The organism is Streptomyces sp. NRRL F-4489, assembly GCF_001509485.1.
In the GTDB taxonomy this organism is placed as follows: domain Bacteria; phylum Actinomycetota; class Actinomycetes; order Streptomycetales; family Streptomycetaceae; genus Streptomyces.
In genome coordinates this window covers 25,364-38,766 of the sequence record NZ_LLZI01000275.1, presented here as the reverse complement: position 1 = coordinate 38,766, position 13,403 = coordinate 25,364, and the positions used below count along the sequence as shown (strand labels likewise).

Below are 13,403 nucleotides of genomic sequence, written 5' to 3'. Positions count from 1 at the left end.
GTGGTGGGCGGTGGTCGCCGAGGCCGTGGAGCGGGGCTGGGGTGCGGCGGCGCCGGGGGCGCGCCGGGGGCGGATCGGGGCGGCGGCGCGGCGGGCGCGGACGGCGCTGGTGCTGTTCGCGGCGATCCGGGTCGCCGGGACGGTGTGTGTGGCCGGGTGGGCCTGGCGCACCGGGCGGCACGCGCGGACGGTGCTCGGCACGTCGTGGGACTCCGCCTGGTATCTGAGCATCGCCCGGCACGGCTACGGGGCGCTGCCGCCGGGGCGGTGGCCCGGTGTGCCGCTGGCGGATCTGGCGTTCTTCCCGCTGTACCCGTGGCTGGTACGGGCGGTGGCCGCTGCGGCGCCGGTGGGGGCGGTGACCGCGGGGCTGGCCGTCGCGTGGGCGGCGGCGTTCGCGGCGGCCTGGGGGATCTACGCGGTGGGCGAGCGGCTGCACGGGCGGCGCGCCGGGATCTGGCTGGTGGTGCTGTGGGCGGTGCTGCCGCACGCGGTCATCGAATCGCTGGCGTACACCGAGGCGCTGATGACCGCGCTGGCCGCCTGGTCGCTGTACGCGCTGCTGACCCGGCGCTTCGTCTGGGCCGGGGCGCTGGCCGCGGCGGCGGGGCTGGCCCGGCCCAGCGCGCTCGCGGTCGCGCTGGCGGTGATCGCCGGGGCGGCGGTCCAGGGGTGGCGGCAGCGGGGGGCCGGGCGGGGTGGCGGGCGCGTCCCGGTGGGCCGGCTGTGGGCCGGGGCGCTGCTGGCGCCCATGGGGTGGGCCGGGTACGTGGGGTGGGCGGGGTGGCGGAGCGGGGGCGGGGTGCTGGGGTACTTCGCGGTGCAGGAGCGGTGGGGGTCGCGGTTCGACCTCGGGCGGGAGGCGCTGCGGGAGTTCCGGCACCTGGTCGTGGCCGGGGCGCCGCCGTCGTACGTCGTGGCGGCCGGGGTCGTCGCGGTGGCGCTCGGCCTGTACGCGCTGCTGGTGCTGGACCGGCCGCCGGCCGCGGTGCTGGTGTTCACGACCGTGCTGGTGGTGCTGGCGCTCGGCGGTTCGCACTACTTCGCGTCCAAGCCCCGCTTCCTGCTGCCGGCCTTCCCGCTGCTGCTGCCCGCGGCGCTGGCGCTGGCCCGGGCCCGGCCGCGTACCGGCGCGGTGGTCACCGGCGGGCTGGCCGCGCTCTCGTTCGGGTACGGGGCGTATCTGCTGACGATCGCGGCGGTGCCGCTGTGAGCGCGGGCGGGCGCCGCCCGGCCCGTACGGTATGACGCGGGCCCCGGTCCGACGTATCGGAATCCGGGGCCCGGGCAGCCGGTGGGCGGGGGGCCTCAGCCCTCGTCCTCGCCCGGCTTGTCGTCGGAGTCGCCTTCGATCTCGGCCTCCAGACCGAGCTGCTCGATGATCCACCTGTCGAATTCGATCGAGGCACGCACCCAGCTGACCGTGCTCGACACAAAGTGTTCGAGCGAGACGCCGGTGCCGATCAGCATCGATGCCTCACCGATCAGACGGACGGTGCCGTCGTCGTGGGTGTGGGTGTACACCTTCGGCCAGAGCGTCCGGCGGTTCCAGTCGTCGATCGCTTCCAGCAGCTTCAGCTTCTCGTCGATGCCGTGGACGCGGTCGTAGAACGTCCGGACGGAGAAGATCTCCTGCTCCGCCTCACCACGGAACATGAAGTACGTGCGGAACTGCTCCCACGGGGCGGCGAGGTCACCCTCCTCGTCGACGACGTACTTCAGCTCCATCTGCTCAAGGAGCTGCTTGACCAGGTCCTGGTCGGGGACGACGGGACCATCAGGCCCCGACGGCTGCGGTTCGGGCTGGCCCCCGAAATTCGGAATCGAGGACGGGTCGATGCTCACCGTGGAATTCCCTTCGTATGGTCCCTGCCATCCTCCCCCATACGCGCCCGGTCCTGGCAAGTGCGAGCGCCGGACCGGCGCGTACGGGGCGGGGGGCAGGGCCGCGGGGACCTGCGGCGGGACGGGACGGGCCCGGTCCGGCCGGGCCGGACGGACGCGGGGGCGGGGCTCCCGGGACCGGCCGGCCGGGCCGTCAGGCGGCCGGGCGGACCGCCTCGACCGACAGCCGCTCACCGCCCCCGTCGCCGCCGCCGTCGACGTCCACCCGGACCGTGTCCCCGTCCAGCACCTCGCCGGCCAGGATGGCGCGCGCCAGCTGGTCGCCGATGGCCGTCTGGACCAGGCGGCGCAGCGGGCGGGCGCCGTAGGAGAGGTCCGGGGCCGGGGCGCCGGGGACCGGCTCGTGGCCGAGCCAGGCGAGCCAGGCCAGCGCCCGGTCCGTGACGTCCAGGGTGAGCCGGCGGTCGCCCAGGCGGCGCTGGAGGTGGTCCAGCTGGAGGCGAGCGATCCGCTCCAGCTGCTCGGTGCCGAGCGGGTGGAAGACCACCACGTCGTCCAGGCGGTTGAGGAACTCCGGGCGGAAGGCGGCGCGGACCGTCTCCAGCACCTTCTCCCGCTTCTGCTCCTCCTTCAGCAGCGGGTCCATCAGGAAGTTCGACCCGAGGTTGGAGGTGAGGATGAGGATGGTGTTGCGGAAGTCGACGGTGCGGCCCTGGCCGTCGGTCAGCCGGCCGTCGTCCAGCACCTGGAGCAGGATGTCGAAGACCTCGTGGTGGGCCTTCTCCACCTCGTCCAGCAGCACCACGCTGTACGGGCGGCGGCGGACCGCCTCGGTGAGCTGGCCCCCCTCCTCGTAGCCGACGTAGCCGGGGGGCGCGCCCACCAGGCGGGCCACGGAGTGCTTCTCGCCGTACTCCGACATGTCGATCCGGACCATCGCCCGCTCGTCGTCGAAGAGGAAGTCCGCCAGCGCCTTGGCCAGCTCGGTCTTGCCGACGCCGGTCGGGCCGAGGAAGAGGAACGAACCGGTCGGGCGGTCCGGGTCGGCGATCCCGGCGCGGGTGCGGCGCACCGCGTCGGAGACCGCGGCGACCGCCTCGCGCTGGCCGATCAGCCGCTTGCCGATCTCCTCCTCCATCCGCAGCAGCTTCTGCGTCTCGCCCTCCAGCAGCCGCCCGGCCGGGATGCCCGTCCAGGAGCCGACCACATCGGCGATGTCGTCCGGGCCGACCTCCTCCTTGACCATCGACTCCTTGGCCGCCTCCTGCTCGGCCTCGGCCTCGGCGGCCTCCTCCAGCTCCCGCTCCAGGCCGGGGATCTCGCCGTAGAGCAGCTTGGAGGCGGTGTCGAAGTCGCCGTCGCGCTGGGCGCGCTCGGCCTGGCCGCGCAGCTCGTCCAGGCGCTCCTTGAGCTCACCGACGCGGTTGAGGCTCTGCTTCTCCTTCTCCCAGCGGGCGGTCAGGCCGCGCAGCTCCTCCTCCTTGTCGGCGAGGTCCTTGCGCAGCTTCTCCAAGCGCTGGACGGAACCCGCGTCGGTCTCGTTGCGCAGCGCCAGCTCCTCCATCTTCAGGCGGTCCACGGAGCGCTGGAGCTCGTCGATCTCCACGGGGGAGGAGTCGATCTCCATGCGCAGCCGCGAGGCGGCCTCGTCGACGAGGTCGATGGCCTTGTCGGGGAGGAAGCGGGAGGTGATGTAGCGGTCGGAGAGGGTGGCCGCGGCGACCAGCGCGGAGTCGGCGATCTGGACCTTGTGGTGCGCCTCGTAGCGCCCCTTGAGGCCGCGCAGGATCGCCACGGTGTCCTCGACGGTCGGCTCGGCGACCAGCACCTGCTGGAAGCGGCGCTCCAGCGCCGGGTCCTTCTCGATCCGCTCGCGGTACTCGTCCAGGGTCGTCGCGCCGACCATCCGCAGCTCGCCGCGGGCCAGCATCGGCTTGAGCATGTTGCCCGCGTCCATGGCGGAGTCGCCGCCGGCGCCCGCGCCGACGACGGTGTGCAGCTCGTCGATGAACGTGATGACCTGCCCCTCGCTGGCCTTGATCTCGGCCAGCACGGTCTTCAGCCGCTCCTCGAACTCGCCGCGGTACTTCGCGCCCGCGACCATCGCGCCGAGGTCGAGCGCGACCAGCCGCTTGTCGCGCAGCGACTCGGGGACGTCGCCCTTGACGATGCGCTGGGCCAACCCCTCCACCACGGCGGTCTTGCCGACGCCCGGCTCGCCGATCAGGACCGGGTTGTTCTTCGTCCGGCGGGAGAGCACCTGCACCACCCGGCGGATCTCCTGGTCCCGGCCGATGACCGGGTCGAGCTTGCCCTCGCGGGCCGCGGCGGTGAAGTCCGTACCGAACTTCTCCAGCGCCTTGTACGTGCCCTCGGGGTCGGGGTTGGTGACCCGGCGGCCGCCGCGGCTGGCCTCGAAGGCGGCCAGCAGCTTCTTGGCGGTGGCGCCCTGCTGCTCCAGCAGGGCGCCGGTGCGGCCGCCCTTGGCGGCGATGCCGATGAGCAGGTGCTCGGTGGAGATGTAGGCGTCGCCCAGCTCCTTGGCGCGCTGCGCGGCGTCCGCGATGACGGCGAGCAGCTCGCGGTCGGGCTGCGGCGGGGCCACCGTCGAGCCCTGGACGCTCGGCAGCCCGGCGAGCAGCCGCTCGGCGCCGGAGCGCAGCGGGGCGGCGTCCGCCTCGACGGCGGCCAGCAGGTCCATGATGTTCTCGTTGTCCTGCCCCTCGAGCAGCGCGAGCAGGAGATGCGCGGACGTCATGTCCGCGTGCCCGGCGGCGACCGCCCGCTCGTTGGCGGCGCTCAGCGCCTCCCGGCTCTTGTTGGTCAGCTCGGCGTCCACGACTGCCTGGTCCTCCTCGTTCGTCCGTCCGGCGCTCCGCGCGCTTCCGTACCGATCCTGCCTTGGTCAACGTGCGATAAGTTGAGTCTATTCCACTCAAGGCGCTCGATCACGCTTACGGGTGAAGATCCGACGAATCGCCTCCGCGGCAGGTCACGGCCGCCGACTCCGGCCTTCGGCCACAAGGAGGTGCAGCATGACGGCTATGGCACAAGAGCCGCTCACCGGTGAAGAGATCCTCCTGGACTTCTTTCTCGGCCTGGAGACGCCTGACGGGTGCCGGGCCGAGCTGATCGAGGGGGAGCTCGTCGTGGCGCCGGCGCCTGACAACAGGCACGAGCGAATCCTCAGCAAGATCGTCAAGCAGGTCCTGAGCACGTCCCACACCGATATGGACGTCTCCGGCAACAAGGGGATCGAACTGTCAGCTGCCGGCCTACGGTCCAGCAGCTACGTGATCCCTGATGCGACCTTCGCACCCAGTTCCCTGGACCTCTTCGACCTGCCGGGGAACTGGATTCCCAGCGAGGGTGTCGCCTTGTCGTCGAGGTGACCTCGAACAAGGCCCACCGGGACCGGGTCATCAAGCGCGCCGCCTACGCTCGCGCGAACATCCCGCTCTACCTGCTCGTCGACCGAGACAAGTCCGAATCCACGCTCTCCAGCGAACCGCGAAACGGAGACTACGCGGCCCACACCACCGTCCCCTTCGGCAAGCCCCTCCCCCTCCCCGCCCCCTTCTCGTTCGACCTGGACACCGGCGAGTTCCTCTGACCGGCGAACGCCGCTGACCGCCGGGGCCGCCCCCGGCCGGCCCCGATTACGCTGGCCCCCATGGCCCACGACCTCGACGCGCTGCCCCCCGCGTACCTCGCCTTCTGGGGCGAGTATCTGATGCCGACCCTCACCACGCTGCGCGCGAACGGCACCCCGCATGTCGTCCCGGTCGGGGTCACCTTCGACGCCGGGCAGCGGATCGCGCGGATCATCACGCGCAAGGACAGCACCAAGGTCAAGAACATCCTCGCGGCCGGCGCGGACGGCGCGCGGGTGGCCGTCTGCCAGGTGGACCGCGGCCGCTGGGCGACCCTCGAGGGCGTCGCCCGGGTGCGGACGGACGCCGCAACGGTCGCCGACGCGGTGCGGCGGTACGCCGAGCGGTACGGCCGGACCCCCTCGCCCAACCCCGACCGGGTGGCCATCGAGATCGCGGTGACCCGGGCCCTCGGCCGCGCCTGAACGCCCCGCCCGCGCCCCGCAGCGCCGAGCGCCCCCGCCCCGCCCGCGGCCGTGCCCCGCCGCCCGGCGCCGCCCCTCCACCCCGGGCCCGTCGCGGGGGTATCGTCGCACCCACAGTCGCCACGCCCCGGAGGGCACGATGAATGCGGTCCGAGTGACGGCGATCGCCTGCCTGATGCCGCTGTCCGAGCTGGACGAGGATCCGTTCCTGGTCGACGACCGCAGCCAGCACGCCATGTGCAAGCAGTGGGCGGCGGCCCGTGACTACCGCCTGACCTGCCGGCTCACCCTGCACCAGCTGCGCGCCGACCACCGCGCGCTGTGGCACGACGTCGAGGCGGGCCTGGTCGATGTGTTCGTCGCGCCCAACCGCCGGGCGCTGGAGAACGCCATCGACGGCGCCGACGAGTTCACCGAGCGGTGCGCGGCGGCCGGTGTCCGGCTGGAGACCACCGATCTGGAGGAGCCGGTCTACACCCGCGCGATGAAGTCCCGGGTGCACCGGCGGCTGTCGATGCCGACGGCGGGCTACAACGGCTGCTGAGCGAGCGGGAGTTGCGGCGTACGAAGGGCCGGGGTGGACACGCCACCCCGGCCCTTGCGCGCGTTCGCTCGCGCCGCCGTCAGTCCGTGGCCCGCTTGGGCCGCCAGACCACCAGCGCGCTGGACTGCTGCACATCCTGATACGGCACCAGGTCGCGGCGGTACGAGGCGTGCACCGCGGCCTCCCGCTGCCGCATCGCGCTGGCCGCGCCCTCCAGGGCGCCCTGCAGCTCGGCGATCCGCTGCTGGAGGGCTGCGACCTGGTTCTCCAGCTCGATGATGCGCTTGATGCCGGCGAGGTTGATGCCCTCCTCCTGCGACAACTGCTGGACGGTGCGGAGCAGTTGGATGTCGCGGGCGGAGTAGCGCCGGCCCCGGCCGGCCGTGCGGTCGGGCGAGACCAGGCCCAGGCGGTCGTACTGCCGGAGGGTCTGCGGGTGCAGGCCGGAGAGCTGGGCCGCGACGGAGATGACGTACACCGGCGAATCATCGGTCAGTTCATACGGGTTGCGACGCTGCCCGCCCCGGCTGTCCATCTCATGCTCCCTTCGCGGCCTGGAACAGCTCCGCCCGCGGGTCGGGGCCCGCGGTCGCCTCGCGATAGGACTCCAGCGCTTCCTTCGCCTTGTCGCCGAGGTCCTGGGGAACGACGACCTCTATGGTGACCAGCAGGTCACCGCGGGTGCCGTCCTTGCGGGCCGCGCCCTTGCCGCGGGCCCGCATGGTGCGTCCGTTGGGCGTGCCGGCCGGCAGCTTGAGCGTGACCGGCGGGCCGCCCAGCGTCGGCACCTTGATCTCGCCGCCGAGCGCGGCCTCCGGGAAGGTGACCGGCACCGTGACGGTGAGGTTGTCGCCCTTGCGGCCGAAGACCGGGTGGGCCTTCACATGGACCACGACGTACAGATCGCCGGCCGGGCCGCCGTGCTCGCCCGGGGCGCCCTTGCCGCGCAGCCGGATGCGCTGCCCGTCCGAGACGCCCGCGGGGATGCGGACCTGCATCGTGCGGGCGCTGGACGCCCGGCCGCTGCCCTTGCAGACCTCGCAGGGGTCCTGCGCGATCAGGCCGCGGCCCTTGCAGTCGGCGCACGGGTCGGTGAGCGAGAAGCCGCCGCCCGCGCCCCGGCTGACCTGCCCGGTGCCGACGCAGGTCGGGCAGACCCGCGGCGTACCGTTTCTGTCGCCGGTGCCGGAGCACGCCTTGCAGGGCGCCTGGCTGGACATCCGCAGCGGCACGGTGGCGCCGTCGACCGCCTCGGTGAAGCTGAGCGTCACCTCGGACTCGACGTCCTGGCCGCGGCGCGGCTGCGTACGCGTGCCGGCGCCGCCGCCGCGGTTGAACAGGCCGCCGAAGACGTCCCCGAGCCCGCCGCCGAAGCCGCCGGCGCCGCCGCCCGCGCCCCCGGCGCCCCCGAAGAGGTCGCCGAGGTCGAAGTTGAAGCTGCCGCCGCCGCCCGGACCGGGGCGGAAGCCGCCGTTGCCGAACAGCGCCCGGGCGTCGTCGTACTCCTTGCGGCGCTTGGCGTCGCCGAGCACGTCATTGGCCTCGGAGATCTCCTTGAAGCGCTCCTCGGCCCGGGCGTCGCCCTTGTTGGCGTCCGGGTGGAACTCGCGGGCGAGCTTGCGGTACGCCTTCTTGATCTCCGCTTCGGTGGCGTCCTTGGGGACGCCGAGGACCTTGTAGTAGTCCTTCTCCACGAAGTCCTTGGTGCTCATCCCCGACGTCCCTCCTTCCGGGCACTGCTCGCGCCGGGCCGCGCGTCAGCCCTTGTCCGGGCCACCGCTCTCCTCGTCCGCGGCCTCGGCACCCTTGCTTCCCTTGCCGCCCTTGCCGCGCTTGGCGCCCTTGCCCTCCTCCTCGGAGGACTTGGCGTTCTGCGCGCCCGGCTGCGGCTCGGCGACCGCGACCCGCGCGGGGCGGATCGTACGTTCACCGATGCGATACCCGGGCTGCAGGATGGCGACGCATGTCGTCTCCGTCACGTCGGGCGCGTAGGAGTGCATCAGCGCTTCGTGGATCGTCGGGTCGAAGGGCTCGCCCTCCTTGCCGAACTGCGTCAGACCCAGCTTGGCGACCACGGTCTCCAGCGACTCGGCCACCGACTTGAAGCCGCCGACCAGCTCGCCGTGCTCCCGGGCGCGGCCGATGTCGTCGAGCACCGGCAGCAGCTCGGAGAGGAGGTTGGCGACCGCGATCTCCTTGACCGTCACGCGGTCCCGCTCCACCCGGCGGCGGTAGTTCTGGTACTCCGCCTGGAGCCGCTGGAGGTCGGCGGTGCGCTCGCCGAGCGCGGTGCGCACCTGGTCCAGCTGCGCCTGGAGCGCTACGTCCGTCACGTCCCCGGCCGGGGCCGAGCCCGCCTTGTCGGCGGACTCGGCCTGCGCCGCGTCTTCGGAAGCGGCGTCGGAAGGGACGTCGGGCTTCTCCTCGAAGCCCGGGGTCTCCTCCGTCACGCGGCACCGTCCTTCTTCGGCTTCTCGTCGTCGACGATCTCGGCGTCGACCACGTCGTCCTCGGCCTTGGCCTGGCCGGCCTTGGCGCCCTCGCCGCCGGCCGCGGCCTGGGCCGCCTGCGCGTCGGCGTACATGGCCTGGCCGAGCTTCTGGGAGACGGCCGCGACCTTCTCCGTCGCGGTGCGGATCTCGGCCGTGTCCTCGCCCTTGAGCTTCTCCTTCAGCTCACCGACGGCGGTCTCGACCTCGGTCTTCACCTCGGCGGGCACCTTGTCCTCGTTGTCCTTGAGGAACTTCTCGGTCTGGTAGACCAGCTGCTCGCCCTGGTTGCGGGTCTCGGCGGCCTCGCGGCGCTTGTGGTCCTCCTCCGCGTACCGCTCGGCCTCCTCGCGCATGCGGTCGACCTCGTCCTTCGGCAGCGAGGAGCCGCCGGTGACGGTCATCTTGCCCGTGCCCAGGTCCTTGGCGGTCACGTGCATGATGCCGTTGGCGTCGATGTCGAAGGAGACCTCGATCTGCGGGACGCCGCGCGGGGCCGGCGGCAGGCCCGTCAGCTCGAACATGCCGAGCTTCTTGTTGTACGCCGCGATCTCGCGCTCGCCCTGGTAGACCTGGATCTGCACGGACGGCTGGTTGTCCTCGGCCGTGGTGAAGATCTCCGAGCGCTTGGTCGGGATGGTCGTGTTGCGCTCGATCAGCTTGGTCATGATGCCGCCCTTGGTCTCGATACCGAGGGACAGCGGGGTGACGTCGAGCAGCAGGACGTCCTTGACCTCGCCCTTGAGGACACCGGCCTGGAGGCTGGCGCCCATGGCGACGACCTCGTCGGGGTTGACGCCCTTGTTGGCCTCCTTGCCGCCGGTCAGCTCCTTGACGAGCTCGGCGACGGCGGGCATACGGGTCGAACCGCCGACCAGGACCACGTGGTCGATGTCGGACAGCGCGATGCCGGCGTCCTTGATGACGTTGTGGAACGGCGTCTTGCAGCGGTCGAGGAGGTCCGCGGTCAGCTGCTGGAACTGCGAGCGGGTGAGCTTCTCGTCCAGGTGCAGCGGGCCCTCGGCGGAGGCGGTGATGTAGGGGAGGTTGATCGTCGTCTCGCTGGACGACGACAGCTCGATCTTCGCCTTCTCCGCGGCCTCGCGCAGGCGCTGGAGCGCCATCTTGTCCTTGGCGAGGTCGACGCCGTGGCCGTTCTGGAACTGCTTGACCAGGTAGTCGACGACGCGCTGGTCCCAGTCGTCGCCACCGAGGTGGTTGTCGCCGTTGGTGGCCTTGACCTCGACCACGCCGTCGCCGATCTCCAGCAGCGACACGTCGAAGGTGCCGCCGCCGAGGTCGAAGACGAGAATGGTCTGGTCTTCCTTCTCCAGGCCGTAGGCCAGGGCGGCGGCGGTGGGCTCGTTGACGATCCGCAGGACGTTCAGGCCCGCGATCTCACCGGCCTCCTTGGTGGCCTGGCGCTCGGAGTCGTTGAAGTACGCCGGGACGGTGATGACCGCGTCGGTGACCTTCTCGCCGAGGTAGGACTCCGCGTCCCGCTTCAGCTTCTGCAGGATGAACGCGGAGATCTGCTGCGGGTTGAAGTCCTTCTCGTCGATGTTGATCTTCCAGTCGGTGCCCATGTGGCGCTTGACCGACCGGATGGTGCGCTCGACGTTGGTCACCGCCTGGCGCTTGGCGACCTCACCGACCAGCACCTCGCCGTTCTTGGCGAAGGCGACGACGGACGGCGTGGTCCTGGCGCCCTCGGCGTTGGTGATGACGGTGGGCTCACCGCCTTCGAGAACACTGACGACGGAGTTCGTCGTGCCCAGGTCGATGCCGACCGCACGTGCCATTTCGATTCCTCCAGCTGACTTGAGTGGAACAGGCTCAAGGGTGCAGCACCGAACGAAACCTGTCAACAGACCTGAGTCGCGCCCACTCAACTTTTATGTGGCGCTTATCGTCACCACGCCGCCGGGGAGGACGCCGGGGGCGGCCCGCCGGTTGCGTGCGCGACACAGATCACCGGCCGGGCGGCTTCATGGGGCCCGGAATACTGGGTAACCTCAGCGCAGACCCGAAAAGTTACCGCTTAGTAGTTACCGCTCGACCTCTGCGGCCCGGCCCGTTCCGATCACCGCGGATCCCCGTAGATTTCGCCCGCTCTCGCAGGTCCGAGGAGCCCCCAATGCAACTCGCCGCGATCATCGTGTCGCTGGTTCTCATCGCGGTCGGCGTCGCGCTGTTCGGCCGTGCCATCCTGCAGATCGTCCGGCAGTTCCGGCTCGGCCAGCCCGTGCCCGCCGGCACCCGCACCGACGAGCCCGTGCAGCGCACGGCCACGCTGGCCAGGGAGTTCCTCGGGCACACCCGGATGAACCGCTGGGGCGTCGTCGGCGTCGCCCACTGGTTCGTGGCGGTGGGCTTCCTGACCCTGCTGCTGACGATCGCCAACGCCATCGGCCAGCTCTTCAAGGCCGACTGGATCCTGCCCGTCATCGGCAACTGGCTCCCCTGGGAGCTGTGGGTCGAGGGCATGGGCACGCTCACCACCCTCGGCATCCTGGTCCTGATCGCCGTCCGGCAGCTGAACCGCCCCGGCGGCGCCGGCCGCAAGTCCCGCTTCGCGGGGTCGAACACCGGCCAGGCGTACTTCGTCGAGACGGTCATCCTGATCGTCGGCGTCTGCATCGTCACCCTGCACGCCCTGGAGGGCGCGCAGCACGGCGTGGACCACTACGAGGCCGCGTACTTCGTCACGTACCCGCTGGTCGCGGCCTTCAAGGGCCTGAGCGTCGGCACGCTGCAGAACCTCACCTACCTCTTCGCCGCGATCAAGATCGCCACCTCCTTCATCTGGATGATCACGGTCGCCCTGAAGACCGACATGGGCGTGGCCTGGCACCGCTTCCTGGCGTTCCCGAACATCTGGTTCAAGCGCGAGGCGGACGGCGGTACGGCGCTCGGCGCGCTGCAGCCGATGACCTCGGCCGGCAAGCCGATCGACTTCGAGGACCCGGGCGAGGACGACCAGTTCGGCGTCTCGCAGATCGAGCACTTCTCGTGGAAGGGCCTGCTGGACTTCTCCACCTGCACCGAGTGCGGCCGCTGCCAGTCGCAGTGCCCCGCCTGGAACACCGGCAAGCCGCTCTCCCCGAAGCTGCTGATCATGTCGCTGCGGGACCACGCGCACGCCAAGGCGCCGTACCTCCTCGCAGGCGGCGGCAAGACCGCCGAGGGCGAGGAGAAGGCCACCGCCGAGCAGCTGGCCGGCGTCCCGGCGTCCGCGCTGGCCGAGGCCGAGCGCCCGCTGGTCGGCACCCTGGAGGAGAACGGGGTCATCGACCCCGACGTCCTGTGGTCCTGCACCACCTGCGGCGCCTGCGTCGAGCAGTGCCCGGTGGACATCGAGCACGTCGACCACATCGTGGACATGCGCCGCTACCAGGTCATGATCGAGTCCTCGTTCCCGTCCGAGGCGGGCACGATGCTGAAGAACCTCGAGAAGAAGGGCAACCCCTGGGGCCTGGCCAAGAAGCAGCGGCTGGCCTGGACCAAGGAGGTCGACTTCGAGGTCCCGGTCGTCGGCAAGGACATCGAGGACCTCTCCGAGGTCGACTACCTCTACTGGGTCGGCTGCGCCGGCGCCCTGGAGGACCGCGCCAAGAAGACCACGAAGGCGTTCGCCGAGCTGCTGCACATCGCGGGCGTGAAGTTCGCGATCATGGGCGGCGACGAGGCGTGCACCGGTGACTCGGCCCGCCGCCTGGGCAACGAGTTCCTCTTCCAGCAGCTCGGCCAGCAGAACGTCGAGATGCTCAACATGGCCTTCGGCGAGGACTCCGAGGACGAGTCCACGAAGAAGCCCAAGGCGTCGAAGAAGATCGTCGCCACCTGCCCGCACTGCCTCAACACGCTCGGCAACGAGTACCCGCAGCTCGGCGGCGACTACGAGGTCATCCACCACACCCAGCTGCTCCAGCACCTGGTGGACGAGGGCAAGCTGATCCCGGTCACCCCCGTCGAGGGCCTGATCACCTACCACGACCCGTGCTACCTGGGCCGCCACAACAAGATCTACACGCCGCCGCGCGAGATCATCGGCAAGGTCCCCGGCCTGCGCAACGAGGAGATGCACCGCCACAAGGAGCGCGGCTTCTGCTGCGGCGCCGGCGGCGCGCGGATGTGGATGGAGGAGCGGATCGGCAAGCGCATCAACAACGAGCGGGTGGACGAGGCGCTGTCCCTCAACCCCGACATCGTCTCCACCGCCTGCCCCTTCTGCCTCGTCATGCTCACGGACTCCGTGAACGGCAAGAAGAACGACGGCAAGGCCAAGGAGTCGATCCAGGTCGTGGACGTCGCCCAGCTGCTGCTGGACTCGGTGAAGACCCCGCTCGACCCGCCGTCGGACGACGCGGAGCCGGCGGACGCCCCGGAGCCCGAGCCGGTGAAGTGACACCGCGGCGTCCCCGCCAGGACGCCGGACACCGGACGG

At 71.3% G+C, this 13,403-nt stretch carries 10 protein-coding genes and 1 pseudogene; 5 read left to right on the top strand and 6 right to left on the bottom strand.

Translation table 11 applies throughout. The features are described from left to right. On the top strand, positions 1 to 1,213 hold a 1,213-nt coding region (locus tag ADL22_RS30175), incomplete at its 5' end, for a hypothetical protein (RefSeq protein ID WP_324615625.1). A gap of 95 nt (positions 1,214 to 1,308) precedes the next feature. On the opposite strand, the gene ADL22_RS30170 is transcribed toward ADL22_RS30175, so the two are convergent. Together ADL22_RS30170 and clpB are read right to left on the bottom strand one after the other, a co-directional pair. Continuing rightward, positions 1,309 to 1,845: a YbjN domain-containing protein gene (locus ADL22_RS30170; RefSeq protein WP_066986989.1), complete on the bottom strand. Its 537-nt coding sequence runs from the start codon at positions 1,843 to 1,845 to the stop codon at positions 1,309 to 1,311. 193 nt (positions 1,846 to 2,038) lie between these two features. Continuing rightward, the gene (gene clpB / locus ADL22_RS30165) at positions 2,039 to 4,684 is read right to left on the bottom strand and encodes an ATP-dependent chaperone ClpB (RefSeq protein ID WP_066986986.1); all 2,646 of its coding nucleotides are present in this window, start codon (positions 4,682 to 4,684) and stop codon (positions 2,039 to 2,041) included. A gap of 196 nt (positions 4,685 to 4,880) precedes the next feature. On the opposite strand from clpB, the pseudogene ADL22_RS30160 reads away from it, so the two are divergent. From ADL22_RS30160 to ADL22_RS30150, 3 genes and pseudogenes are all read left to right on the top strand, one after another. After that, positions 4,881 to 5,458, top strand: a pseudogene (locus ADL22_RS30160) (Uma2 family endonuclease). A gap of 60 nt (positions 5,459 to 5,518) precedes the next feature. Further along, positions 5,519 to 5,923: a pyridoxamine 5'-phosphate oxidase family protein gene (locus ADL22_RS30155; protein ID WP_066986983.1), complete on the top strand. Its 405-nt coding sequence runs from the start codon at positions 5,519 to 5,521 to the stop codon at positions 5,921 to 5,923. Positions 5,924 to 6,062: 139 nt separating this feature from the next. Continuing rightward, complete coding sequence (locus tag ADL22_RS30150; protein ID WP_066986980.1) at positions 6,063 to 6,467, top strand: hypothetical protein; 405 nt, start codon at positions 6,063 to 6,065, stop codon at positions 6,465 to 6,467. A gap of 79 nt (positions 6,468 to 6,546) precedes the next feature. On the opposite strand, the gene ADL22_RS30145 is transcribed toward ADL22_RS30150, so the two are convergent. The 4 genes from ADL22_RS30145 to dnaK are packed head-to-tail and all read right to left on the bottom strand — an operon-like array spanning position 6,547 to position 10,758. Then, positions 6,547 to 7,002, bottom strand: coding sequence for a heat shock protein transcriptional repressor HspR (locus tag ADL22_RS30145; RefSeq protein WP_066986977.1), 456 nt, complete (start codon positions 7,000 to 7,002; stop codon positions 6,547 to 6,549). Between the two features lies 1 nt (position 7,003). After that, the gene (gene dnaJ / locus ADL22_RS30140) at positions 7,004 to 8,179 is read right to left on the bottom strand and encodes a molecular chaperone DnaJ (RefSeq protein ID WP_066986974.1); all 1,176 of its coding nucleotides are present in this window, start codon (positions 8,177 to 8,179) and stop codon (positions 7,004 to 7,006) included. 45 nt (positions 8,180 to 8,224) lie between these two features. Beyond that, complete coding sequence (grpE, locus tag ADL22_RS30135; RefSeq protein WP_066986971.1) at positions 8,225 to 8,917, bottom strand: nucleotide exchange factor GrpE; 693 nt, start codon at positions 8,915 to 8,917, stop codon at positions 8,225 to 8,227. After that, positions 8,914 to 10,758 carry a molecular chaperone DnaK gene (gene dnaK, locus ADL22_RS30130; RefSeq protein ID WP_066986967.1) on the bottom strand — a complete coding sequence of 615 codons (1,845 nt, stop codon included), beginning with the start codon at positions 10,756 to 10,758 and terminating at the stop codon, positions 8,914 to 8,916. The genes grpE and dnaK overlap by 4 nt, the downstream gene beginning before the upstream one ends. A 335-nt stretch (positions 10,759 to 11,093) precedes the next feature. Between dnaK and ADL22_RS30125 the strand changes: the two genes are divergently transcribed. Next, positions 11,094 to 13,364, top strand: a complete 2,271-nt coding sequence (locus tag ADL22_RS30125; protein WP_066986964.1) for a (Fe-S)-binding protein — start codon at positions 11,094 to 11,096, stop codon at positions 13,362 to 13,364. Positions 13,365 to 13,403 lie beyond the last annotated feature (39 nt).